Origin of the sequence: Novosphingobium guangzhouense (assembly GCF_002896965.1) — a bacterium.
Taxonomy (GTDB): domain Bacteria; phylum Pseudomonadota; class Alphaproteobacteria; order Sphingomonadales; family Sphingomonadaceae; genus Novosphingobium; species Novosphingobium guangzhouense.
Map to the genome: position 1 here is coordinate 26,421 of NZ_LYMM01000044.1, position 24,878 is coordinate 51,298.

Sequence of the window (24,878 nt, forward strand, 5' to 3'; positions counted from 1 at the left end):
TGTCAATGGCGGGGCTTCAGCTTTGCCAGAGCTTGATTTACTGGCACAGTGAGGGCTGAGCGATTGTCGTTGCCGCCAGCTTGACCTGCTCGTTGTTGCAATCATGAGATTTCGTCCTCGTGGTGGAAGATCGCCATCCGTGAACTGGGATCAGCGTTGAACGTGATCGATTGAACAGTCTAAATAAGTCGATTCGGAGCCGACAGGAGTTGCGGTTTGGCACGTTCCTTCGTAACTCTGCGCTATGAGAGATGTTAATCCGCGCAAAGCACGTAGGGCGGTGTCCGCAGAGACCGACCTGAAACAGCCAAGTGGAATGGCGAAAACGCCTCGCCGCGTTCGCCGTCCCAAGGAGGTGCGGGAGCGAGTGCTGGCGGCTGCACTTCACGCCTTTGCTACTGTTGGGTTCGAAGGGGCATCTACGAGAGCTATCGCAAACGATGCGCAAGTCACGCAATCCCTTTTATTATACCATTTCAAAACCAAAGACGAACTTTGGAGGGCTGTTCTCCAAGACATCGCTTCCATGGAGAAGATGGAGCAGCTGCTCGCAAGCGGCGATGATACTATGACGGCTGCGCAGAGACTTATGGTGGCGATCCGAGCGTTGGTCGAACTATTTGCAAAAGTGCCGGAACTTCACCGTCTGATGACCCTCGAAGCCCACCAACCTTCGGAGCGGCTAAATTGGATCATCGAAAATGTAAACCGAGCACCCTACGAAGCGATGTGCGATCTCATTGCTGAAGCGCAAGCCGAAGGCGCCGTTCGAAAAATCAGTCCGGAACGATTGCGCTTTGCCATCGTGGGTATGGCAGCAGTCCCGTTTTCCGTATCGGCTGAATATCAGTTTTTGACAAAACGAAATCCATTCTCCAAAATCGAAATAGAAGCCACGATTGACATGATTTGTGGGATGATATTTATTCAACAGTAATCAATTTTCGGCGCCATGCATAAATAAAATTGTGATATCCCGAGATCGTCTGCCAACCCGTCCAGTCGGCGCGTCGCCGCAGAGCCGGCATCCTCATTCAGGTCGAGTATCGTGACTTCTGCGCCTTGCTCTGCGAGTAGCCGTTGTCGCTTTGCCAACCCGACCGCGCCGCCGGTCACTATGGCCGAAAGGCCAATAATATTCATGTCCGCTCCTTTCCCCTGCGGTGGGTCAGGGCTTGGCTGATTAATCTGGTTCAGCCGGCGACTGATTTAGCGTCGTGCAGAAGATCACCGCCAAAATCATCCGGTAGCGACACAGGTCAGAGAGCCGACACCTTAGCGCCAGATCTACCGTGCCTTCGCTATGCTCGTTTGAGCACTGCACGCACCACGCGCGTCTTAAAGCGCCAGCCCAGTGCGGTCAGCGCAAAGCAATCGTGAAATTCGCCTAGTGCCACCGGATCATTCATTGGAGGTGTGCCCTCTCCGTCATATGTCAGGTGATATAGGGTGAAGTAGGTGACGGCCATCGCGCGATCTTGAGACAATTCCCGAAAACTTGGCGGACTGCACACGTGACAGGTGACGACCGTAGCGGGGCGCGATGTCCAATGCGTCAGAATTTCGCTAGGTCCGTTAGAGATAAGGTCAGGACGCTCTATCCGCCCATCGGGCGTGAACAACTCTACAGCACGGGCGAATTGACGGTGATCTACCAGATAGGCGTAGTCAGCGACCAAGGCGGAGCAGGGCATGCGCGCTGCGTCATTTGAAAGGACCGCTCTCACGCCACTCGCTCCTCGGGTATGAGTGGCGAGACTAAGCCGACAACGCGATTGAGGATCGGCCGCCAGTCATCTGGCTGCTGGTCACCGCGCCATGCTATATGATGGTCGGGGCGCACCAGAATGATGAGGCTTTCCAGCTTCTGGGTCGAGGGCTCGACCTCCAGCCGTACGATCTTGAGAGGCATTCCAATTGCGAGGGCGCACGCGTCAATCCGCCCGATTTCGACGGAGCCGATGGCGAGCAGGGTAAAACCACGCCCGAACTTGTCGGCAATCGGCCTTCCATTGTCGAGATAGTAGTTAGGAAATCTGCAGCCTGGCGCTGTGCTGGGCTCGCACCGCTCTGGATTAAACGTGGGTTCGACCGTCTCGCTTTCTAATAGCGGAGAGCCGCAGTATGTGAAGCCGTGCTCGATGCCCCAACTTTCATTTTCCAAGTTTCCCAGCGCCGCGATCGCTCTTCCAACGGCGATGCGCCTATGGGCCGCATCAGGTGCGTCGAGGTCGCCCAGCGCCTGCGCATTATGGATCTGTTCGCTGATCTGTTGCCGGACGATGACATGCCGGGCTGCAGCTTCCCTGTTACGCAGCGCGACTGGCCGCCGCTCGGCCTCATAACTGGTTAGCAGCGATTCTCCGCCCCAGCCTTTGCAGACTGCTGCCAGCTTCCAGCCGAGATCGGCTGCATCCCCTACGCCTGTGTTCATGCCATATCCGCCCGTAGGGATGACCTGATGTGCGGCATCCCCCGCGATAAACACGCGGCCATCGCGATAAGTCTTGGCGACCGTCATGTGCGGTGTCCAGGGATTGGCGACAAGGATCTCGGCATCAATTTCCGCGCCGACAAAATCGCGGAGCAGGGTCTTAGGGTCGGCATCGGGAGGCGCTAAGACATGGAGCGTCCAAATGTCGTTGCCGTTTTGGGAAATGAGCGTGCCCGAGCTGGTTTGAAGATGGAATACAGGACCAAAACGTGTAAATACGTCGCTTCGCGCGCAGCGGAAATGAATCATGTAGAACTCTGCGATCGCGTAATCGCCTTCGGATTCTATTCCTATTGCGTCGCGGACGCGGCTCCCGCCGCCGTCACACCCCACCAAATAATCGCAGGCTACCGCCTCGTTCATCCCTGTGTCAGTGCAGAACAGGCTAGCGATGACACCGTCATTACTCTGCCGTAGCCCGTCGAAAGCCCAGCCGAAGCGGACGTCGATCAAGGGCGAGGCATCCAACTGCGCTTTGAGGGCAGGCTCTAGTACGACCTGGGAGACCCGCATGCTGGGCTCATGCGTGGCGGTGCCATCGTTGTTCAGTCTCGCTATCTCGCGTGCCGCATTGGGGCTTGGATAGGCGAAGCGATGGAGAATATGCCCGCCCGGTGAGGTCGCCCAAATCACGTCGAGCGGCTGATCTGCAGGGACTGCAACGGCGCGCAGTTCATCGGCGATTCCCAGCGCCCGGAAGATCTCCATGCTCCGTCCGTTCGTCAGGTCCATTTTAGGATGACGGGTGGTGTGCAGATTACGTTCGACGATGATTGAGGGAGTGTCGAGATGGGCCAGCGTCAGCGCCAGCACCATTCCGACAGGCCCGGCCCCCACGATCAAGACAGGGCTATGGTTGGTTGTCACGTTGCTCTCCTAATCTATATGACTGTCAGCCTTTAGTGACTGTGTTTTCGATGTGCCCAATTCCGTCGATTTCCACGCGCACTTGATCTCCGACCTCTAGATATTTTGGCGGTTTCATTGCGGCCCCGACTCCGCCTGGGGTGCCGGTAAAGAAGACGTCACCTGGCTCCAGCGTCATGACCTTGCTTAGATGCTCAACCTGCTGGACCGGTCCGAAAAGCAGATGTCGCGTGCTGGATTGCTGTCGTAGTTCGCCGTTCACGAAACTGCGGATTGGAAGCGCGAGGGGGTCGATTTCATCGGCTGTTACGATCCACGGCCCGTATGGGGCGTGTGTGTCGAAGGCCTTGCCTATCGAGAACTGGCCCGTGCGGAATTGCCAGTCTCGCACGCTGACGTCATTGCCCACGCAATAGCCGAAAATGGCATCTCTGGCCTGTGCCGCGGTCGCGTAGCGAACGCGAGCACCAACAACGAACACTAATTCGGCCTCATAATCCAGTTCGGTCGAGACCCGTGGCAGTTCTATGTCACCGAAAGGGCCGGTTACCGTCGTATTGGCCATCGCAAACCAGGTCTGGTCTTCCGGTATGGCCCCACCGCTCTCCTCTATATGATCCTTGTAGTTCAGCCCAATGCCCCAAAGCTTACCTGGGCGCTCTACCGGCGCTAGAAATGTGACATCGCTAACGCGGCAGTCGACCTTGCCCCTTAACCGTTCGGCATGATCGCGTAGTTCGGGCCAGCGTTCGATCAGCTGAATCATATCATTGCCGAGGTGACCGATCCTAGATGACAGTTGCGCGATCGACTCTCCCTCCACCGCACCGATCTTCACTTGTCCCTCAAGCTCATATCGCGCCAACCGCATCGCGTTCTCCCTTCATTAGCCGCAGATCAGCGCCTGCATTCCGATTCATTGCTTACTGAGTTATCGAACAATAGCAACCCGCGTAACGCTAACTTACCAACATGGCTCAGGCGCACAGCCGGGAAAAAAAGTCTTGCTACTGATCATATGAGCAGTAATAAGGGCGCGCGGATTTTACAATGTCCGGGCGGTTGCTCAGCCCATCACTGCAGGGTTGGGCAGCAAACTTCGGGGCGTTCCCGTCGCTTCAAACCGCTGAAAACAGCAAAAAAATGGAGAGGGAGATGAAGATGAAAGGTACCATCGCGATGCTGATGGCGTCGAGCGCGGCCACGGCGCCATTCTACGCCCATGCGCAATCCGACAACGCGGTGGCAACCAGCGAGCAGGCTCAACTCAACGATATCGTCGTCACGGCGCAGAAGCGATCTGAGCGGCTGAGTGATGTTCCGCTCTCCATCACGGCTGCTACTGGGGAAAAGCTTTCAGCCGCCGGCGTCACCTCATCGGCTGAGCTCGAAAAGGTGGTTCCCGGATTTGCCTATCAATCTACACTGTATGGCGCGCCGATCTTCACGATCCGCGGCATTGGCTTCTATGACGTGTCGGTCGCCGCGCCGCCGGCCGTATCGGTTTATGTCGACCAAGTGCCGCTGCCCTACTCGGTGATGACATCAGGTGCTCTACTGGACGTGGAGCGCGTCGAGGCGCTCAAGGGTCCCCAAGGCACGCTGTTTGGCCAGAACTCGACTGGGGGCGCAGTCAACTACATCGCCGCCAAGCCGACCGACACGCTGAAATATGGCGCAGATCTTGGTTATGGCCGTTTCGATAGCGTCGAAGCCCAGGCTTTCCTCAGCGGATCCTTGACCGACACCCTCAAGGCGCGCGTATCGGTGCGCACGGAACAGCGCGGTCCCTGGCAGAAGAGCGTTTCGCGCAATGACGAACTGGGTAAGCGCAATTTTACTACAGGCCGAATCCTCTTTGACTGGTCACCAAGTGATAGCTTGCGCTTTTCGCTTAACCTGAATGGATGGGTCGACAAGAGCGATACAATAGCGTCCCAATATGTGGGCTATGCGGCCAGTTCGCCATCCTATTCGGACTTTGAGCCGGACATTAGGGCGAACCAGCCCGCTCCGAACGACCCGCGTGCTGCAGATTGGGATCCGAACGTCAATCTGAAGAAAGACGACAGTTTTTACCAAGCCTCCCTTAGGAGCGATCTGGACCTTGGCCCTGAGACGACGCTGACCTCCATCAGCGCCTATTCGCGCTATCAGCAAGAATCGCCAATCGATCCTGACGGCGTACCGCAGCCTAATTTCAGGGCGGTCGTCGATGCCGAGATCGAATCATTCTCGCAGGAGCTTCGCGTCGCCGGACGAATTTTCGATGGGAAACTGCGTTGGATGATCGGTGGCAACTATGCGCATGACAGTACGCAAGATGATCAGAATGCTGTATCCTTCGGCTCCAACTCGGGGGTAGGGCCGTTCCGCTATTACACCTTTCGCACGAGCTCCCACCAAAAGGTGGAAGCAGCATCCGTGTTCGGAAGCCTGGAATATGCGCTGGCCAGCAATCTCAACCTGCAGGGCTCCGCGCGCTATACCGACACCAAGCGGAAGCTTAACGGCTGCCTCTATGATAGCGGCGACGGGAGGCTCGCCAATGCCTTCGCCCTTCTTTCGGAAATAGTGACAGGAGTTCCCACGACCATTGCGCCGGGCGCTTGCGTGACCTTCGGTAATAGCTCCGTCGGCACGCCCGGCGTGCCATTGCCCATCGTTCAGCGCTCTCTGGCCGAGGATAATATCTCGTGGCGGGCGGGCATCGACTGGAAGCCCAACCAGCGCACGATGCTCTACGCCAACATCACAAAGGGATATAAGTCCGGCAGCTTTTCGACACTTCCTGCGCTTACGCCTGACACGTTCGATCCGGCGACCCAGGAAGCTGTTCTGGCCTATGAAGCAGGCTTCAAGGCGTCGGTTCTCGATCGCCGGCTGCAACTGACGGGTGCCGCCTTTTATTACGATTATACCGACAAGCAGACGCTTGGCTTTCTTCCGACCTTCTTCGGCAATTTGATCGCTCTGATCAACATTCCCAAGGCGAGCGTGCGTGGCGCAGAAGTGGGCATAAACTTTCAGCCGATCGAAGGCCTCACCTTCGATGGCGGCGCGACTTATGTAGATGCGAAGGTCGATAGCTCCTTCCTGACGAGCAACTCGTTCAACAGTATCGTCGATATCAAGGGCGAGACCCTGCCCAGCACACCCAAATGGCAGTTGTCAGGCGACACGCAGTACAGCTTCGCCGCCAACGACCGCTACAACATCTTCGTGGGCGCTGCGGCGCGTTACCGCACCAAGGCTGTGGCTGCTTTTGGTGGTTCCCCCGAGTTCCGGCTGCCCGGCTATGCGACTGTCGATCTGCGCGCCGGCATCGAGGACTCGAGCGGCCGATGGAAGGCGCAAATCTATGGCCGGAACGTCTTCAACAAATTCTATCTCATCCAAGCCACCCACAACGTGGACACGATAGCGCGCACCGCAGGCATGCCCGCCACCTACGGCATCAATCTCACCTACCGCTACTAAATCAAGCCGCCCCGTTTGCGACGCCACTGAAGCGTTGCAATGAAAGGATTATCCAAGTGTCGAAAGTCATCATCAGCTGCGCGGTCACCGGGGCGGTTCACACGCCAACGATGTCGCCGCATCTGCCATTCACTCCCGATGACATTGCCGCTCAGGCAATCGAGGCCGCTGAAGCAGGTGCGGCGATATTGCATCTTCATGCGCGCGACCCTCAAACCGGGAAGCCCACGGCCGATCCCGATGTTTTCATGCAATTCCTGCCGCGGATCAAGCAAGGCACCGACGCCATCGTCAACATTACGACCGGCGGCGGGCAAGGCATGTCCATGGACGAGCGCCTGGCGGCCCCGCTTCTTGCTTCTCCTGAGCTTTGTTCGCTCAACATGGGTTCGATGAACTTTGGCATGTATCCGATGTTGCAGCGCTATCCCGACTTCAAATATGATTGGGAAGCTGCGCATCTCGAAGCCTCCCGCGACTGGGTCTTTAAAAACACTTTTAAGGACATTGAAGAAATACTCACCCGATTAGGGCAGGGTCACGGCACAAAGTTTGAATTCGAATGCTATGACACGGCTCATCTTTACACACTTGCGCATTTCCTGGACCGGAAGCTTGTCACCCCTCCGTTGTTCGTTCAGTCGATCTTCGGGATACTGGGCGGCGCCGGCGCGGACACGGAAAACCTGCTTCATGCAAAGCGCATAGCCGACAAGCTCTTCGGAGACGACTATCGCTGGTCGGTCATGGCCGCTGGCCGACACCAAATTCCGTTCATCACGATGGGTGCGCTCAACGGGGCGAACGTGCGCGTCGGACTGGAGGATTCGCTTTATGCCGGGAAGGGCCGGCTGGCCAGATCCAACGCCGAGCAGGTCAGCCTGATCCGATCGATCCTCGAACCCTTGTCGCTTGATATTGCGACGCCTGCGGAAGCCCGAGGGATCCTCGCCCTGAAAGGCGGCGACAATACCAACTTCTGATGGTGTGCCGGGACTTTCCGACGGCTTGTCGCTTTCCGATCGGCTTCCGAGACAGCCAAGTGAGCCGATCGGCATGGTCAGCAGGCCACCGAATTCGAGAAGGATGACTGAATGAGTTTAGAAGCGAGATATATGACGGTCGAGGCTTTCGTGGTCCATGGACGGCGGCCCACCTGATGGCCGTCACCACAAAGGCCCACCTCCAGCTTGCCGAGCGTGTCGAGAGCTTCGTGCGGGACATCATAGTTCCGTATGAGACCGACCGTCGGCGTACCAGCCACGGTCCTGACGAAGCGCTGATACAGGAGCTGCGCGCGAAGGCGCGAGAAGCTGGCTTGTTCAATCCCCATATTGCCGTCGACGGCGTTCCGCTCGAGCACAGGGAAATCGCGCCGATATTGCGCGCATCGGGCCTCTCGCCACTGGGGCCGCTGGCGCTCAACACTGCCGCCCCCGACGAGGGCAATATACACCTGCTAAGCAAGGTTGCGACGCCATCTCAGCGCGAGCGCTTTCTCCATCCGCTTCTCGCTGGCAAACGATCGGCGTTCCTGATGAGTGAGCCCGCTGCGGAAAACGGCGCAGGGTCCGATCCCGCTATGCTGATGACCACCGCTTACCAGAACGGTAAGATTTGGGTCGTCAACGGACGGAAAGCCTTTATCACCGGCTTTGCGGGAGCAGAAGTCGCGATTCTGATGGCGCGAACGGATCGCGGCGACGGCAAAGTAGCCGCTACCATGTTCCTTGTTTCCTTGCCCAACCCAGCTATCCGTATCGACCGTGTGCCGAGCACAATCGATAGCTCGATGCCCGGCGGCCATGCCACCCTTACTATTACGGACTTGCGTCTGACCGATGAGGATATCCTGGGCGGCGCTCACGAAGGCTTCGCCTATGCTCAGGTACGATTGGCGCCCGCTCGTCTCACACATTGCATGCGCTGGTTGGGTGCAGCCACGAGGGCGCAGGAAATCGCCGCGCACTACGCCATCAAACGGATGGCGTTCGGAAAGCCTCTGATCGACCATGAGGCTGTCGGTTTCATGCTCGCGGATAATCGGATTGCGTTGAAGCAGAGCGAACTCACGATCGATTGGTGTGCAGGACTGCTTGATGCCGGCGAGAAGGGCACGACTGAGAGCTCAATGGCGAAGGTTGCGATCTCAGAAGCCCTATTTAAGGTGGCTGACAACTGCGTCCAGATCATGGGAGGCACCGGCGTATCGTCCGATACGGTGGTCGAACAGATATTCCGCGAAATTCGGGCATTCCGAATTTATGATGGTCCGACCGAAGTGCATAAATGGTCCATCGCCAAGCAGATCAAGCGTGAAGAGAGTGGTTCATGACCAATCCCGCGACTGTTCACAAGATCGAGGGGGACGGGGGTGAACTCGATACTCGAGCGTTGGACGCATGGCTCGGCCACCATGTATCCGACTATCGGGGGCCGCTGGAAGTGCAGCGATTTAGTGGCGGCCAATCCAATCCGACCTATAAACTCGCCACTGCCCAGCGCGACTATGTCCTGCGGCGCAAGCCTGCCGGACCGATCGTCCAGGGGGCTCATGCCATAGAGCGGGAAGCGCGCGTCATGTCTGCGCTGGCCGACACACCGGTGCCTGTACCCCGCATCTATGCCATTTGCGAAGATGCCTCCATCATCGGAACGCCATTTTACGTCATGGAAATGATGGCCGGCCGGAATTTTGTCGATCCTGCACTTCCAGGCGTCGCCCCGGAAGCCAGACGCGCGATCTTCGATTCACAGAACGCGACAATCGCCTCGCTGCATTCCATCTCTCCGGCTTCCCTCGGCCTGGACGACTATGGTCGAAGCGGCAATTATTGTGAGCGTCAGATCGCGCGTTGGTCCAAGCAATATCTCGGCGATCCATTGGCTCCACGCAACGCTGACCTTGACTGGCTCATCGACTGGCTTCCGAAACATATCCCGGCCAGCGACGAAGTTGCCATCGTCCATGGCGATTTCCGGCTGGACAATATGATCTTCGATCCGGTCGAGCCGAAGGTGGTTGCCGTTCTTGACTGGGAGCTGTCGACCCTGGGGCATCCCCTTGCCGATTTTGCCTATCACCTCATGACCTATCGCATGCCGCGTCTGACGATCGCGGGTCTAGCGGGCCAGGATCTTGCGAAACTGGGCATTCCTTCCGAGGCTGAATATTTGGCCGCCTACTGCGCTAGGACGGGGCGAGACGCTATTCCCGACCTTTCATTCTATCTGACGTTCAACCTGTTTCGCTTTGCCGCGATCATTCATGGAATTCATGGGAGGCTGTTGCGCGGTAACGCAGCATCGGCCCGAGCAGAGAGCCTGGTTGAAGACCTTCCGATCATTGCGAAAATTGCCCGCGAAGAGGCGGAACGGAAATGAAGAACCGACAGATCTGGTTGCGTTCCCGGCCTCAGACGATCCCAGGAGCGGAGCATTTTGCCGTCCGTGACGCGGAAATCCCGGAGCTCGGCGAAGGGCAATTCCTGGTCCGCAATGCCTATCTGTCCGTCGATCCCGCCATGCGCGGCTGGCTCCTGGACGAAGGCAATTATCTTCCTCGCGTAGAGCCGGGCGAGACCATGCGGGCTTTTGCGGTTGGCGAGATCATCGCCTCCCGAAATCCCGAATTCGTGGCAGGAGATCGCGTCACCGGGTTGTTCGGCTGGCAGGAATATACCGTTGCAGATGCCGAGCAGGTTCTCCTGCGCGCATCGGAGAGAGACTTGCCCCTCTCCAGTGCGCTAGGTGTCCTCGGTCTCAACGGCGTGACCGCCTATTTCGGGCTTTTGGACATCTGTGCCCCGCGTGCTGCTGAAACGGTCGTGATCTCGACAGCGGCGGGCGCGGTGGGATCATGCGCGGGACAGATCGCTAAAGCTTTGGGATGCAGGACAATCGCGATCACGGGTGGCGAAGAGAAACGCCGCAAATGCGTCGATGAATTCGGCTTTGACCTGGCTTTCGACTACAAGGCCGAACCGGACCTGCGTGCGGCACTGTCGGCAGCCTGTCCGGAAGGCGTTCACTGCTATTTCGATAATACTGCGGGCGCGATCAGCGATGCGGTGCTTGCGAACCTAGCCAATGGAGCCAGGGTTGCCGTCTGCGGTACGGCGGCGCTCTCCACTTGGAACCCCTGGCCGCTCGGCCCGCGCGTCGAACGACACCTCCTGACCAAGCGTGCATCGATGAAGGGCTTCATTGCGCTCGATTACAAGGCGCGTTTCCCCGAAGCGATTTCGGCCATCGCTAACTGGGTGCGCGCTGGCGACATCCGATACGCCGAGGACATATTGGACGGGCTGGATGCTGCGCCCGGCTCGATCAAGCACCTCTACGATGGTGCCAATAAGGGTAAGTTGATCATCCGCCTTGCCGCCGCGGAAGACCTTGTCCGTGACCCACAGCAAGGCGGATAACGTCATGCCGTCAAATGTCGATATTGCGGGAAAATACTGGAGAACGTCTGACCTCTGGTTCCGATATTCCCGGACAGTTCACCCCGCTCTTCAAATGCCGCTGTCCGAAGTTCAATGCCGGTTGCGGTTCAATCACAATTGCCGACTTTGCTACCGGCCTGCTCTCAGGGGGCAAGTCGATCGAGCATCCCTGTACAATCGAACTGATCGAGCAGGTTTGGAAACAGTCGTCGAGGACCTCTTCAACGGAGGGTTTAATTCCGATGTCCAGTGAAACACAGCGCGAACTGCAACCTGACGATATCGTAGCGGCTGCATCTGCCGCGGCGACTTGGTCAGCCGCATGCATGTCTGGTTTGAATCCGAAGTTGGAAACATGAACAAATCAGTTTTTATTTGAGGAGCAGAAAGAAATGGTAGAGGAAGCGCTGGCGGGCAAGGTCGCCATCATCACAGGTGCGTCGAGCGGGCAGGGTGCCGCCGAAGCGAAAATGTTCGTCGCCCAAGGCGCAAAAGTTGTTCTCACAGATATTAATCCAAGTGGGCAGGCGCTTGCCGAGACGCTTGGCTCCAATGCTGTTTTCATTGAGCACGATGTTAGCGATTTGACCTCTTGGGAGCAGGTGACATCTGCTGCCGTCGATGCTTTCGGCACGATCGACGTGCTCGTCAACAATGCGGGTGTTCATAGGCCCGGTACTATCGAGGTCACTGATCTCGAGATGTGGGACTTTCACTACCGGGTCAATCAGCTCGGCTGCTTTTTGGGGATGCGCGCTGTGCTCGGCATCATGAAGGCGGCGGGCAAAGGTTCGATCATCAACATATCCTCTGGCGCCGGCCAGGACAATATTCCGGGCTATTTCGCCTATGCTACCACGAAGTGGGCCGTGTGCGGCATGACAAAGCTCGCGTCATCGGAACTCGCGCCACTCGGGATCCGCGTGAATGCTGTCCTACCCGGCATCATTGATACGCCGATGCTCCACGGAACGAACACAGCCGAACGGATCGCCTTCTACGATACGATCATTCCCCTCGGGCGGAGGGGCACGCCGGATGAGATAGCTGCAGCCGTCTCGTTCCTCGCCTCGGATGCCGCGAGCTACGTGACTGGTGCTCAACTTCTCGTCGATGGCGGCATCGGTTGACGCCGCACCGATCTGTCGAGGAAGCCATTTTCGTCAGACATCGGGCTCTAAATCGAGCCATGAGAACGAGGGTCGATCCATGATTAAATTCATCGGCGCATCCAGCAATCCGCAGGGTATATCGCCCGAAGACGCTCGTACGCATTACGAGCTACGCCATCCGGCCCTGATTGATACAGTGCCGTCCTTTAACAGGTACATGCTGCTCTATATCCAGAATTATGCCATCGATCTGGGCTTAGAATTTCCGGCGCCGGCCACACCATTTCTCAACTGCTCCGAGATATGGTTCGAAAGTGAGGACAGCCTTCTCGAGGCTTATGAGGTTCCCGATTATCAGATTCTTCGAGAGGATGAGAAGCGCTTCGGAAATTTCGAAAACCTCGGCATCGCACTCGCCGAAGATGTTTCGATATACGGCGGAAGCACCCGTCCGAGGTTCAAGCTCATCCGGTTTGTCGAGCGCCACCCCAATGTCGAAATCGCTCAGCTCAACAAGGTATGGCAAGAGGACTATGCGGCGGCGATCTTGGAGTCTGAAGCCATTCGTGGGCTAACGCAGGCCTACATTCAGAACCGCGCGCTGGTCGGAACGAAGATAGCGTTCCCGGTGAAGTTCGCCGATGGCGTGGACGAATTCTGGTTCGGGTCGCCGCATGACATTCCTAGGTTTCTTGAGGAAGAGCAGGCTATAGCGGAGCGGCTCAATCTTGACCGCGTTATAGACCGGGCAGGCATGAAGCAGGTCGCGACCGAGAGCCGTGTCCTCCCCGGCTATGCGCTTTCCGCCCAGTTGCTGAAGAAAATCTGACGATTGGCGGATTGGTGATAAACATGCCGCTGGGCTTCTTCATCCGGTCGCGCAAGAGCGATATAGTAGAACACAGCGCGGAATTCATGGATCGGGCGCATTGATCGATAGTTTTGCGCCCGAAGGACCATAAATCCGCAAATACAGTGCTGATACCATGAAGATACTTTGCAGGTAGATGTCCGCAATTGTCATCAATAATTGCAACGCCAAAAAATATGATGCTCTTGGGCCGGTATAAAAGATAATTGTTTGTTGGGATCAATATCGTGCTTTCGAAATTTCTTGGAGGATAGCCATGTCTATTGCGATATCAGGCACGCGAAATGACAAGGTCCACGCATTGGAAACGCTCGATGGCCGCCTACGGTGGCTGTCGTCCTGGACGGTGCATAACGCCAACGACATCCGACCGAAACGGGACGGGTTGAAGGTCGGCGGGCATCAAGCGAGTTGCGCCTCGATGAGTACGATCATGTCGACGTTGTACTTTGGTGCGATCCGACCGCAGGACAAGGTTGCCGTCAAGCCCCATGCCGGTCCGCTGCTGCACGCGATCCATTATTTGTTGGGAAACCAGAGTCTCGACCAGTTGCAACGATTCCGTGGCTTGGGAGGCATGCAGAGCTATCCGTCGCGTACCAAGGACCAGATACCGGTCGATTTCTCGACCGGGTCCGTCGGCCTAGGCGTGGCCATCACCGCTTTCGCAAGCCTGGTTCAAGATTACTTGATCGCCCATAGCCAGATCAGGGAGGAGGATGCCGGGCGCATGATCGCGCTCATGGGCGATGCAGAGCTCGATGAAGGCAACATCTACGAATGCCTGATCGAAGCCTACAAGCATGACGTCCGCAACTGCTGGTGGATCGTGGATTATAATCGCCAGTCTCTCGATGCGACTACAGCCGATCGGATGTTCCGGCGCTTCGACGATATTTTCGAGACATGCGGCTGGCGCGTCCTGACGCTGAAGAATGGAAAATTGCAGAAAGAAGCCTTCAGCAAGCCGGGCGGCAAGAGCTTGGAGGAATGGATCGATAACTGCCCAAACGCGGACTATGCCGTTCTCACCTATCAAGGCGGCGCAGCGTGGCGCACGCGGTTGCTCGCGGATATCGGCGCAAAGGAAAATGCCCGTGGCCTCATCGAGAGCTACGACGATGATGGGCTCGCCGCACTGATGACGAATCTAGGCGGTCATTGCGTGGAAACGCTACTGGAAGCCTTTGCCGCTGCCGATGACGAGGCGCCGACACTGTTCATCGCATACACCATCAAGGGTTTCGGACTGCCATTGGCTGGTCACAAGGACAATCATTCGGGCATGATGAACCCGGCCCAGATTGCTGAATTGCGCGCGAGCCTGAATATTGCGGAAGGCGAGGAGTGGGAGCCTTATGGCGGGCTTGGCGACAATGTCGCGGCCGAACTCAAGGCTTTTGTCGATCGCAGCGCTTTCGCCTCCACGGCACCTGAGCATCAGGCGCAGTTCGTGCCGGTTCCGGCCCGCCTGCCTGTGCCTGAGGGCAAGGAGCAGTCGACGCAGGCCGCATTCGGGCGAATTTTGATGGATCTGGCCAAGGCGGGAGACCCATTGGGCGATCGTATCGTAACGACTGCGCCGGATGTCACGCAGACCACAAATCTAGGAGGATTTGTCAATCGACGTGGCCTGTTCCGCCGCAGCGAACTTGAGGATGTGTTCCATGCGGCCAAGATTCCCTCGGCGCAGAAGTGGTCCGGCCACGCTGCTGGGCAGCATCTCGAACTAGGGATCGCGGAAAACAATTTCTTCCTGTTGCTCACTGCGCTCGGACTTGCCGCTCCGCAATTTGGTACACGCCTGTTACCGGTCGGCACCGTCTATGATCCCTTCATCGCGCGCGGTCTGGATGCCCTTAATTATGGATGCTACCAAGACGCGCGCTTTCTCCTTGTGGGAACGCCCTCAGGCCTGACGCTTGGCGCGGAGGGCGGCGCGCACCAGTCGATCAACACGCCGTTGATCGGAATGGGGCAGCCCAACCTCATATATTTCGAGCCGGCTTTTGCCGACGAGGTGGCGCTGCTGATGCGCTTCGCGTTCGACCATATGCAGGAGCCGGCCGGCAGCTCAGTCTATCTCCGGCTGAGCACGCGCACCATCCAACAGATCGAGCGAGCCGACTCGGATTGGGAAGAAGGGGCTCTCAAGGGAGGATATTGGCTGCGTCGCCCGGATCCCGGCGCGGAAGCGGCCATCGTCTTTGTCGGCGCTATTGCCCCAGAGGCGCTCATGGCCTGGGAGAGCCTGTCCGACGATATGCCAGGGCTTGGACTGCTCAGTGTAACATCGCCCGACCTGCTTCATCGCGGATGGTCCGCTGGTCGTGCCGCACGATGGAAGGGCGCCAGCGCGGCGCCCAGCCACATCGAGACACTCCTCTCCGCCTTGTCGCCAGGCGCAGGCCTGGTAACAGTGATCGACGGATCGCCAGGGGCGCTCTCCTGGCTAGGCAGCGTCAGGGGCATGCGCGTCAGTCCGCTCGGCGTCGACAACTTTGGCCAGACCGGTGATTTGCCTGACCTTTATCGGACGTATCGGCTGGACAGCGACGCGATAATCGAGGCGGCCGCCGAACTCTTTCTCGGGGAATAACATGCCTATCGAACTGACGATGCCGGCGCTCTCGCCGACGATGGAAAAGGGCACTCTCGCTCGCTGGTTGGTCCGCATCGGAGATACTATCAGTCCGGGCGACACGATCGCGGAGATAGAGACCGACAAGGCGACCATGGAATATGAGGCCGCCGACGAAGGAGTTATCGTGTCGATCGCCGTTGCTGAAGGAAGCCAGGACGTTCCGGTCGGCACAGTCATAGCCACGGTCGCGATCGCTGGCGAGCAGGCGCCCAACCGAATGGAAGGCGAGGCCAAGGCAACGCCCCCGCCTCCAGAGGCCGGTTCGCCTGTCGCCGAGCCTGCTGTTGGGCCAGCAGCGGTAAACGAATCAGCGAAGTCGGCGGAGCCCCTCGCGCAAATCGACAACAGCAGGGTCAACGCATCGCCGCTTGTGCGCAGGATCGCAGGAATGCGCGGCATATCGTTGCAAGGCTTGGCTGGTAGTGGCCCGCGAGGTCGGATCGTAAAGGCCGACCTTGGAATTCCTTCGCTGCTCGCGTCGGCCCAGCAGGCCATAGCGCCGGCTGCGGTTCCCATATCGCCTGCGCCTATCTATGATCCGCCTGGCGGCGTGCCGGTCGAAACCGTGAAACTCACGACAATGCGCAAAACGATTGCGCGTCGTTTGACGGAGTCGAAAAGCCATGTGCCGCACTTTTACTTGACGGTGCGCTGCAATTTGGATCCGCTGCTGCAGCTTCGCATCTCGTTGAACGATGGCTTGGCACCGCGGGGGATCAAGTTGTCGGTCAATGATATGCTGATCAAGGCGATGGCAACTGCGATGGCGCTGGTTCCAGACGTCAATGTGCAGTACGGGGGCGACGTGCTGCATCGCTTCAGCCGGCAGGATATCGCGATGGCCGTGGCGGTTGAAGGAGGCCTGGTCACTCCAGTCATTCGCGATGCCGGCGCGCTGTCACCGTCGGGTATCGCGCAGACAAGCAAGGCCCTTGCGCTCAAGGCGAGAGACGGCAAGCTGTCGCCCGAAGATTATCAGGGCGGAACTGCCTCCCTTTCCAATCTGGGCATGTTCGGCATCGACGAGATGTTCCCGGTGATCAACCCGCCTCAGGCGCTCATTCTGGGCGTAGCGGCGGGCATCGAACAGCCGTGGAAAGTCGATGGCCAGTTGGCATTGGCCACTATTATGGCTGCGACGGCCAGTTTCGATCATCGCGCGATTGATGGTGCCACGGCTGCGCAATTCATGGCCGCGTTTAGGGAGTTGGTAGAAAGCCCGATGCAGTTGGTTGCCTGATCAGCCCAGGACCGCATCAGCGATGCGGTTCTGATTTCCTACAGGCTTAGAACCGTACGGCCCTTGCGCCGTTCCTTGGAGCATGCGTCCTACGCTTTGTCCTGTCGGCCGGCATGGCCGCTCATGATACCCTGTATGCCCCAGATCCTGAAACCTGCTGTATGCATCAGACCCGTCCGAATGCGGCCAAAATCAATATGAAGCCGCAGATCGCCAGCGCCGCCATGATCGCTCCGATTGCCGGAACGATAGGCGGCTGTGTCCATCCCGAAGCGGCGGGAGACGCTTGCTCCTCCCTTGCCGCACCGGCGCTCACTTCAGTCCGTCGCTCGGCAAGGCGCTGCAGTACGCGCAACAAGAGGAGCACTGCCAAGTACAAGGTCGTCGCAAGACCAAGCACCGCGGCGAGCCGCATCGTGTCGGCTCGAGCTGCCTGCTCGGCCGCGCCTGCCGCGATCCGCCAATTCATGTAGCTGCTGAGCAGCGCCGGGCCAGCGACCGAGCCCAGCGCATTGACCACCCCGAACAAGACGATGAAGCTGATGAGTGCGCCGCCACCATGCCGCAAGGCGCTGGTTATGCCGAGCAGGAGCGCGGGCCCAAGGAAGAAGGTGCCAGCGAACGCGATCGCGGCCTGCGATACGTAGAGGTGCGCCAGATGACGCGTTTCCGGCGCGGCACTGTCGACCAACGCTGCGATGGTGGCGATCCCGATCGCGAGCATCATCGGTCGCGCGATTTTCTCGATGTTCACGCATGCAGCGCTGGCAAGAACTCCGGCAACTGCGCTTGCGAGCATGACTTCTGCCAGCGATACAAGGCCGTGCGCTCTTCCGCGGAGCGCGCGCGCCGCGCCTAGCGCCACCTCCTGTTCGGCCAGCACTAGCCGGATGAGGAATACCGCCACAGCGAAGCGCCAGACGTCCCCGTGGGTCAGCCAGCGCAGGTCGATCAGCGGTGTCGCACGGCGCAACTCGATGACGCCGGCCGCCAGCAGCGCCGGCGGAGCGGCGAGCAGCGTCACGACGATCCATCGGGTGTGCAGCCACCCTTCATAACGCCCCAGGCCAAACGCAGCGGCGATCGCGGCCAGCGCGCCGCCCAGGAGGACGAACGTCAAAAGATCCACTGGCTCGAGAACGCGCGCTCGTTCGGCGGGTGGAAGGCGCAGTACGCCGACTGCAGCCAGAGACAGCAGCGCAAGGCCGGCTTCGAGCAGAAACAGCGAGCGCCACCCGTCGACGCCAAGCAGCGAGGGAGATAGGAGCCGCGCCAATGGCATGGCGCATTGCGTTATGCCGATCCCAAAGACCAGCCCGCGAAGGCGCCACTTTGTCGGAAACCCTTGCATAGTGTGGAATAGGCACAGTGGGATCAACGTCACGGAAACGAAGCCGGCAATCGCACGCAGGAGCACCATCGCCGCGAACTCTGTCACCCAAGCCTGCGCCAGAGATGCGGCGGCGTAGAGGCCGAGGGCCGCCAGTGCGAAGCGCCGCAGGCCATATTGCTGCCGGACCTTGATCAGTAGCAGGTTCGCCGGGACCGCGGCAGCGATATAGCTGGTCGACAGCCATGCCGCCTGGGTCGCACTCAAGTCCAGCACCTGTCGCACCTGCCCCAGATCGGCGCTCACCAGCGCCGCGCCGAGACCTGCTGTCGTTCCGACCAGGACGCCCACCGCCAGGTGGGCCAATCGTGTCCCCGCCTCGTGCGATGGGGACGCGGGGGAACCGACGGCGGCCGGCCGCTCGTGCGCCGGAAAGTCGTGGGCTTCATCGTCGAGGAATGCGCGAAGCGACGTCATGGCTTTGCTCCTGCTGCGACAGCCAAGTGTTCCGGCATTGCTCCTCAGTAGAGGATCGATGACGAAAATTCTTCCATGTTCGGGTTGCGCGTCCAGCAACACCGGGTTCTCCAATCCCTGTCTTGATGGGTGGCGAGTAGTTTCCGAGATCATGAAGCACGGACCGGCACGATGACTGTACCGGCCATTGTGGGGTCTAAGACCTGGAGGAATGGACCATGCTTCACAGATCGATCGATCGCGTCACCACAATACCGCCGCTCGGACCCGGCTTCGATGGCGAGCGTCACAAGGCGGCGCTGGTGGTGTCTCCGGGAAATTTCAACGCCACCGATCCATTCTTCCTGATGGCGGACGACCACATCACGCTGGAAGGGCGTTTCGGGGAGGCACATCCCCATGCCGGGCTGGAGACCGTAACCTTCATGCTGAACGGCACGATGGAGGACACCGGCGGCCGGCTGGCGGAAGGCGACGTCGAATGGATGACGGCAGGCAGCGGCATCGTCCATTCGGAGGATGCGATGGTATCGACCGGCATGCGATTGTTCCAGCTGTGGCTGGTCCTGCCTGAGGGACAGCGGAACATGCCGCCGCGGGTGCAGATCCTGCAGCGCGCGGCCATGCCGGTCCATGTCGAACCGGGGGTCGAGGCGATAGTCTACAGCGGCCGGTTGGGTGACGCGGCGGCGGCGACGAAGAATGCGGTGCCCGTCACGCTGGCTGACATCCGGATGGAGCCGGATGCTAGCTTCGCGCCGGAGCTGCCCGCCGCCTATAACGCCTTCACGGTGGTGATCGATGGTGAGGCGACAGCCGGCGCTGGTGGCGAACCGCTGTCGGAGAACATGGTCGGCTGGACCGGCCCCGCCGGCGGCGCTTCCAGCATGCTCGCGCTTCGAGCGGGCGCGAAAGGCGCCCGGATACTGCTGTATGCCGGACAGCCCCAGAACATTGAGGTCGTGGCGCAGGGGCCCTTCATCGCCGGCTCCCGCGAGGAGTTGGCGGGATATTACGCCGCTTTTCGCCAGGGCAGATTTCCGCACGCCGGGACGATGCGGCCTGTCGCCCTCGCATGACGCAGTCAATTCCAGAGGAGTCGAAAATGGCCAGGAAAATCGAGATACGGACGATCGGCACGCCTGCCGTCCTGAGAGTGATGGAGACAGAGGTCGGATTGCCCGGCGCTGGGCAGGTACGGCTGGTGCAAACAGCGATCGGCATCAACTATGTCGATGTCATGGTCCGCAAGGGCCTATACCCGATGCGGCTTCCCGCTACGCCGGGCTTCGAGGCGGCGGGTGTGGTCGATGCCGTCGGCCCCGGGGTGACCGGCTTTGCACCGGGAGACCGCGTCGCCTATTTCTTCGTCGAGGGAGCTTACGCCACCGCTTCGCTCGTACCTGCCGAGGCGCTCGTTCGACTGCCGGACGACATCTCCAACGAGGTCGCGGCGACCTTCCTTGCGAAGGGACTGACGGCTTGGATGGGATTGTACGCCTTGCACCCGCTGAAGGCGGGTGAGGTCGCGCTCGTGCTCGGGGCGTCAGGCAGCGTCGGGGCGATCCTGTCGCGCTGGGCGCGGTCGCTGGGGGCAACGGTGATCGGTGTGGCAGGATCGGTCGGCAAACTGGCATCGGTCGCAGCTGGGGCGGACCATGCATTCGTAGCCGACGATCCGGCGCTTTCCGACAGGGTGCGCGCGATCGTACCCGCCGGCGTGGATGTGGTATACGACTTCGTCGGACAAGCGACCTTTCCGTTGGCGGTCGCTGGTGTACGGGATGGCGGCGTGATCGCCACGATCGGTGCCGCGTCGGGACAAGCGCTTCCTGCGGCCGATCAACTCCGCTCCCGCGCCGTCCAACTCCGGGGCGGCGGCACGCCACAATATGTTCGGGGCGAAACCGTTGCGGTTGCCACGTCGCAGCTCTGGGCCGCGATCGGTGCAGGCCTGTTCAGTGATCTCCAGGTGGCCCGATATACTTTCGACAGGATCGCCGCCGCACACGAGGACATCGAGGCACGGCAGCTCACCGGCCTTCCTGTTGCAATGGTGTGACATCCATACAGGTGCGCGCTTTTTCCACACCCGAATTCACTTCATGGGAGATATCCGATGACTAAAACCATGAAGGCGGTTGTTCTTAGCCGCTTCGGCGGGGCCGACGCATTCGAACTGCGCGATGTTCCCGTGCTGCCCGTCGGCGCTCGACAGCTACGCGTCAGGGTTCATGCCACGGCGGTCAACCCGCTCGACTACCAAATCCGTCGCGGTGACTATGCCGATCTGGTGCCCTTGCCTGCGATCATCGGACACGACGTTTCCGGCATAGTCGAAGAGACGGGGGCAGACGTAACGGAATTCATGGCAGGCGATGAGGTCTACTATACACCTCGTATCTTCGGCGGTCCTGGCTCCTATGCCGAACGGCACGTTGTCGACGTCGACCTGGTGGCCCGCAAGCCGTCGAACCTCAATCATGTCGAGGCGGCCAGCCTGACGCTCGTCGGGGGCACCGTCGTGGAAGCGTTCGTGACGCGTGCACGCCTTGCTGTCGGCGAAACCGTTCTCATCCACGGCGGTGCCGGCGGCGTGGGGACGATCGCGATCCAGGTTGCCAAGGCGATCGGTGCCCGCGTGCTGACGACTGCGCGTGCCACAGACCATGCGTTTGTGCGGTCGCTCGGCGCCGACGAAGCGATCGATCATAGCACGGAGGATTATGTCCATGCCGCAACGCGGCTGACGGGCGGTCGCGGCGTGGAGGTCGTGTTCGACACGATCGGCGGCGATACGCTGGCGCGCAGTCCGTTGGCGCTGGCGGACATGGGGCGTGTCGTCAGCATCGTTGATATTCCACAGCCGCAGAACCTTATCGAGGCATGGGGTAAAAACGCGGCATATCACTTCGTCTTCACACGTCAGAATCGGGGCAAGCTTGATCTGCTTACCGACCTCGCGGAACGCGGCCTCGTCCGACCCGTCGTAGGTGCGGTTCTGCCGCTGGCCCGCGTCGGACAGGCGCACGAATTGTTGGAGGGCAGGAGTGCCTATGCGCTTCGTGGGAAGGTGGTGATTGACGTAGCGGGAGACACCGTCTCTCTGCCGCCCCGCCGCTAACCGCCGACGACTCAGTGCCCCTCTCCTAATTGGCGATCGCAAGGTTCGCGCAACCTTTACAGTGTTTTCGCGGGCGGCCATGTTCGCCGATGTCTAAGCGGAAACGCTGCCACGTCGGCGCGCAGGCGTCATCGGGAAGGTCTTTCACATGACAAGGTGCCGTTTTCTCTTCGAAGCCCGGGGCCGTCCCAAGCATCGCCTGGCGGCAGTTGCGTCGAACTCGGCCGAGATTCACTCCCAAGTGACGGCGTCCTGCGGATGAACGGCCTGCCGCTGTTGCGACGGACACCCGTGCGGTGCCTGGCGCTAGCGACGATGCTCGCGTTGCTCTTTGCGCCGGTCGCCATCCCGCTTCGCGTCTTGCTGTTAGCCGGCTTGGCGCTGATGTGGACCTTCGTAGAGGCGGGAAGGCTGGCGCCGGTCGGCGTGCGGCGACACGGTTGGCGGGCGACGTTGCTCTGGACAGGCGGCGTCACAGGGACGGGCATCCTGTTCGGTGAAGTCGGTCAGCCGCTCCTCGAATGGCTACTTGCGACCCATGTCGATTACAGTGGCTACGGGGTGCTCGTCGGCAACGAGAGAGCGGCACTGCAACTGCTCGCTTACGCGCTGACCAGTGCGGCGATCGGCGAAGAGGTGCTGTTCCGGGGCTTCTTCCTACACCAGGTAACCGCAATCTTCGGCGAAGGCGCCGCCGCGCGGCGCGGCGCGATACTTGCGAGCGGGGCATTCTTCGGCGTCGCGCACTTCATTCAGGGGTGGCTCGGTATCCTCTTCACCGGTCTCATGGGTGTTGTCTTCGCATGGGCCTGGTTCCGCAGTGGGCGCAACCTTTGGTCGTTGATCATGGCGCACGCGCTGATCGATATATACGGCATCGCGATGATATACCTAGGCCGCTATAACTGAGCACGTCTAGCTACAGGTCATATTGAACAACTAAGAATGGGCCCCGGAGCTATTGGAGATCAATCGGTTCACGATCCACCGTTGGGAACCCATCTCCGCCATGCTCTTCTGCCTCAGATGCGCAGGCTGAAGCCGCGAGGAGTGCCCGACTTTCAAGTCTCGCCGTTTTGGTCCGTCAGCGCCGCGATCCGGAGCCTGTAGCCTCGTCGGCTCCAGATTTGCGTACCGAGCGTTGGCGCTCCTATCGCGATCGAAACGAGTGCCAGTGCCGGCCCTATTCGGCCATCAACGAAGTTCGCACTGGGCGATGCGGTGATGGGCGGGCCGATGCCGAGTCCGGCGACGCTGATCAGCAGCATGTACGTGGCCACGACCGTGCCCCGCATTCGCGCGGGGCTGACGATCTGGATCGAGGTGATGCAGGTGTTCGAGCATCCGCTGAGGAACATGCTGGTGAAGAAATAGATCGTCAGCAAGGCCTCCGCCGAGGTCTGCATCGCCGCAAGGACGGCCGTGACCATGCCGAGCAGAACCAGCATCAGGACGGCTTCATCCTGGTTTCCGCTGCAACGCGCCCTTTGTCGCCGTACGGCGGCCCACTTCTGGCTTTCGGAAGCGGCCATTCGGTTAGGCTTGGACAATTTTCAGGTTTAACTACCGCGGGATACGCATCGAAACCCGATGTGGGACGTCGCGGAGTCGATCATTTCCGGGTGCCGCGCAGCCGGACGATAGCGCTGGCAGTAGTTCTCGGCGCACAAATGGGATCCGCCCTTGAGTACCTTTCGGCCGATCCTGACCCCGGGATGGGCTGGGTCGAAGCTGTCGCTCAATTTCGCGCCGCGCGGGTTCTTGGCCGTGCAGCACGATTTTGACGCAGGAGCCTTCCTGGCGCCTCGCGGGGTTTCGCTCCACCAGTCGCTGGTCCACTCCCACGTGTTGCCGATCATGTCGAAAAGGCCGTACCCGTTCGCCGGATATGTCCTGACCGGGGACGTGCGCTCCCACCCGTCGAGCATCTGGTTGGCAAAGGGGAACAGGCCCTGCCAGTAATTGGCCATCATCGCGCCGTCCGGAGCCAGGGTGTCGCCCCAGGCATAGTCTGCGGCTTCGAGGCCACCGCGTGCGGCGAATTCGAATTCCGCCTCCGAGGGCAGTTCCTTGCCGCTCCACCGGGCATAGGCTTCCGCATCGGCATAGGCGACCTGAACGACCGGATGGTCCCACAGCTCCAGGCTTTCGATGTCGCTGCCGGGGCCGAGCGGATGGCGCCAGTCCGCGCCGAATTCGAACCGCCACCAGTTGCCCGGGTTCGAGGTATCGACCGGGACCGGGCTCTTGTGGAAGACCAGCGACCCGGCACGGTCCATGCCCGGCAGCATATCGGGGTAGTCCCTGGGGTCGGGCGCGATCTCGGCGACCGTCGTGTAGCCGGTCGCCTCCACGAAAGCCGCGAACTGTCGGTTGGTCACCGGAATCTCGTCGATCCAGTAAGCGTCGACGAAAACGCGGCGCAGCGGAGCTTCCTCGGGATAGAACCTGTCCGATCCCATCGTGAAGGTGCCCGCGGGGATCAGGACCATGCCCGCAGTCGATGCCGCTTCCACTTCCACTCGTCCTGCTACCTCAGTCTGCTTTGGCAAGATCCCGCCCCATGTCCCCGAGGACGCCCACGCGTGTCAACCGCGGTCTCGGGGCAAGCGGTCAGGCTTTGCCCTTCGGCTTGGGCAGCGGCTTGGGCTTGGGCTGGCGGTCGAGGATGGCGTCGAGTTCCTTCACCACTGCGGGCTTGTCCGAGGCCACATTACGGGTTTCGCCCGGATCGTTGACGAGGTCGTAGAGTTCGTAGACCCGCTCTCCCGTCTCGTCGTGCGTCCAGCGCACC

At 59.8% G+C, this 24,878-nt stretch carries 22 protein-coding genes and 1 pseudogene; 15 read left to right on the forward strand and 8 right to left on the reverse strand.

Annotated features, from left to right (window positions below; all coding sequences use genetic code 11):
* Positions 1-280: 280 nt before the first annotated feature.
* The gene (locus A8V01_RS16680; protein WP_245892656.1) at positions 281-937 is read left to right on the forward strand and encodes a TetR/AcrR family transcriptional regulator; all 657 of its coding nucleotides are present in this window, start codon (positions 281-283) and stop codon (positions 935-937) included.
* Here A8V01_RS16680 and A8V01_RS29330 read toward each other — a convergent pair.
* The 4 genes from A8V01_RS29330 to A8V01_RS16700 form a co-directional block, all read right to left on the reverse strand.
* Positions 928-1,143: a hypothetical protein gene (locus tag A8V01_RS29330; RefSeq protein ID WP_245892658.1), complete on the reverse strand. Its 216-nt coding sequence runs from the start codon at positions 1,141-1,143 to the stop codon at positions 928-930. The genes A8V01_RS16680 and A8V01_RS29330 overlap by 10 nt on opposite strands.
* Before the next feature lie 158 nt (positions 1,144-1,301).
* Positions 1,302-1,694 (reverse strand): nuclear transport factor 2 family protein, encoded by a 393-nt coding sequence (locus tag A8V01_RS16690; RefSeq protein ID WP_103097054.1) that lies wholly within the window; start codon positions 1,692-1,694, stop codon positions 1,302-1,304.
* A gap of 29 nt (positions 1,695-1,723) precedes the next feature.
* Positions 1,724-3,361 (reverse strand): FAD-dependent monooxygenase, encoded by a 1,638-nt coding sequence (locus A8V01_RS16695; protein WP_103097056.1) that lies wholly within the window; start codon positions 3,359-3,361, stop codon positions 1,724-1,726.
* Positions 3,362-3,386: 25 nt separating this feature from the next.
* On the reverse strand, positions 3,387-4,199 hold the full coding sequence (locus A8V01_RS16700; RefSeq protein WP_245892660.1) for a fumarylacetoacetate hydrolase family protein: 813 nt from the start codon (positions 4,197-4,199) through the stop codon (positions 3,387-3,389).
* 212 nt (positions 4,200-4,411) lie between these two features.
* Between A8V01_RS16700 and A8V01_RS16705 the strand changes: the two genes are divergently transcribed.
* From A8V01_RS16705 to A8V01_RS16745, 10 genes are all read left to right on the forward strand, one after another.
* Positions 4,412-6,841 (forward strand): TonB-dependent receptor, encoded by a 2,430-nt coding sequence (locus A8V01_RS16705; RefSeq protein WP_103097062.1) that lies wholly within the window; start codon positions 4,412-4,414, stop codon positions 6,839-6,841.
* Between the two features lie 56 nt (positions 6,842-6,897).
* Positions 6,898-7,824 (forward strand): 3,5-dioxohexanoate:acetyl-CoA acetone transferase, encoded by a 927-nt coding sequence (kce, locus tag A8V01_RS16710; RefSeq protein ID WP_103097064.1) that lies wholly within the window; start codon positions 6,898-6,900, stop codon positions 7,822-7,824.
* Positions 7,825-8,000: 176 nt separating this feature from the next.
* Positions 8,001-9,176 (forward strand): acyl-CoA dehydrogenase family protein, encoded by a 1,176-nt coding sequence (locus A8V01_RS16715; RefSeq protein ID WP_103097067.1) that lies wholly within the window; start codon positions 8,001-8,003, stop codon positions 9,174-9,176.
* Positions 9,173-10,225 carry a phosphotransferase gene (locus tag A8V01_RS16720; RefSeq protein WP_103097069.1) on the forward strand — a complete coding sequence of 351 codons (1,053 nt, stop codon included), beginning with the start codon at positions 9,173-9,175 and terminating at the stop codon, positions 10,223-10,225. The genes A8V01_RS16715 and A8V01_RS16720 overlap by 4 nt, the downstream gene beginning before the upstream one ends.
* Positions 10,222-11,265 carry an NADP-dependent oxidoreductase gene (locus A8V01_RS16725; RefSeq protein WP_103097072.1) on the forward strand — a complete coding sequence of 348 codons (1,044 nt, stop codon included), beginning with the start codon at positions 10,222-10,224 and terminating at the stop codon, positions 11,263-11,265. Before A8V01_RS16720 ends, A8V01_RS16725 begins: the two co-directional genes overlap by 4 nt.
* Before the next feature lie 14 nt (positions 11,266-11,279).
* Positions 11,280-11,645, forward strand: coding sequence for a hypothetical protein (locus tag A8V01_RS28255; protein WP_146037293.1), 366 nt, complete (start codon positions 11,280-11,282; stop codon positions 11,643-11,645).
* A 33-nt stretch (positions 11,646-11,678) separates the two neighbouring features.
* Positions 11,679-12,416, forward strand: coding sequence for an SDR family NAD(P)-dependent oxidoreductase (locus A8V01_RS16730; protein ID WP_103097075.1), 738 nt, complete (start codon positions 11,679-11,681; stop codon positions 12,414-12,416).
* A 79-nt stretch (positions 12,417-12,495) separates the two neighbouring features.
* On the forward strand, positions 12,496-13,227 hold the full coding sequence (locus A8V01_RS16735; protein WP_170065956.1) for an EthD domain-containing protein: 732 nt from the start codon (positions 12,496-12,498) through the stop codon (positions 13,225-13,227).
* A gap of 298 nt (positions 13,228-13,525) precedes the next feature.
* On the forward strand, positions 13,526-15,868 hold the full coding sequence (locus A8V01_RS16740; protein ID WP_103097081.1) for a transketolase: 2,343 nt from the start codon (positions 13,526-13,528) through the stop codon (positions 15,866-15,868).
* A gap of 1 nt (position 15,869) precedes the next feature.
* On the forward strand, positions 15,870-17,153 hold the full coding sequence (locus A8V01_RS16745; RefSeq protein ID WP_103097083.1) for a dihydrolipoamide acetyltransferase family protein: 1,284 nt from the start codon (positions 15,870-15,872) through the stop codon (positions 17,151-17,153).
* A gap of 166 nt (positions 17,154-17,319) precedes the next feature.
* On the opposite strand, the gene A8V01_RS28990 is transcribed toward A8V01_RS16745, so the two are convergent.
* Positions 17,320-19,113 carry an MFS transporter gene (locus tag A8V01_RS28990; RefSeq protein ID WP_211295041.1) on the reverse strand — a complete coding sequence of 598 codons (1,794 nt, stop codon included), beginning with the start codon at positions 19,111-19,113 and terminating at the stop codon, positions 17,320-17,322.
* A 65-nt stretch (positions 19,114-19,178) separates the two neighbouring features.
* On the opposite strand from A8V01_RS28990, the gene A8V01_RS16755 reads away from it, so the two are divergent.
* The 4 genes from A8V01_RS16755 to A8V01_RS16770 all read left to right on the forward strand — a co-directional run bounded on the left by A8V01_RS16755 (position 19,179) and on the right by A8V01_RS16770 (position 22,993).
* Positions 19,179-20,039 (forward strand): pirin family protein, encoded by an 861-nt coding sequence (locus tag A8V01_RS16755; RefSeq protein WP_103097088.1) that lies wholly within the window; start codon positions 19,179-19,181, stop codon positions 20,037-20,039.
* Between the two features lie 26 nt (positions 20,040-20,065).
* Complete coding sequence (locus A8V01_RS16760; RefSeq protein WP_103097091.1) at positions 20,066-21,022, forward strand: alcohol dehydrogenase catalytic domain-containing protein; 957 nt, start codon at positions 20,066-20,068, stop codon at positions 21,020-21,022.
* A gap of 57 nt (positions 21,023-21,079) precedes the next feature.
* Complete coding sequence (locus A8V01_RS16765) at positions 21,080-22,084, forward strand: zinc-dependent alcohol dehydrogenase family protein (RefSeq protein ID WP_103097094.1); 1,005 nt, start codon at positions 21,080-21,082, stop codon at positions 22,082-22,084.
* Between the two features lie 258 nt (positions 22,085-22,342).
* Positions 22,343-22,993 (forward strand): CPBP family intramembrane glutamic endopeptidase, encoded by a 651-nt coding sequence (locus A8V01_RS16770; RefSeq protein WP_103097095.1) that lies wholly within the window; start codon positions 22,343-22,345, stop codon positions 22,991-22,993.
* A gap of 152 nt (positions 22,994-23,145) precedes the next feature.
* Here A8V01_RS16770 and A8V01_RS16775 read toward each other — a convergent pair whose 3' ends face one another.
* The 3 genes and pseudogenes from A8V01_RS16775 to A8V01_RS16785 all read right to left on the reverse strand — a co-directional run.
* Entirely contained in the window at positions 23,146-23,532 is a 387-nt protein-coding gene (locus A8V01_RS16775) for a hypothetical protein (protein WP_146037295.1), read from the reverse strand.
* Positions 23,533-23,643: 111 nt separating this feature from the next.
* A complete protein-coding gene (locus A8V01_RS16780) occupies positions 23,644-24,576 on the reverse strand; it encodes a formylglycine-generating enzyme family protein (protein WP_103097112.1) in 933 nt (310 codons plus the stop codon).
* Positions 24,577-24,697: 121 nt separating this feature from the next.
* A pseudogene (locus A8V01_RS16785) lies at positions 24,698-24,878 on the reverse strand (iduronate-2-sulfatase); the annotation flags it as partial.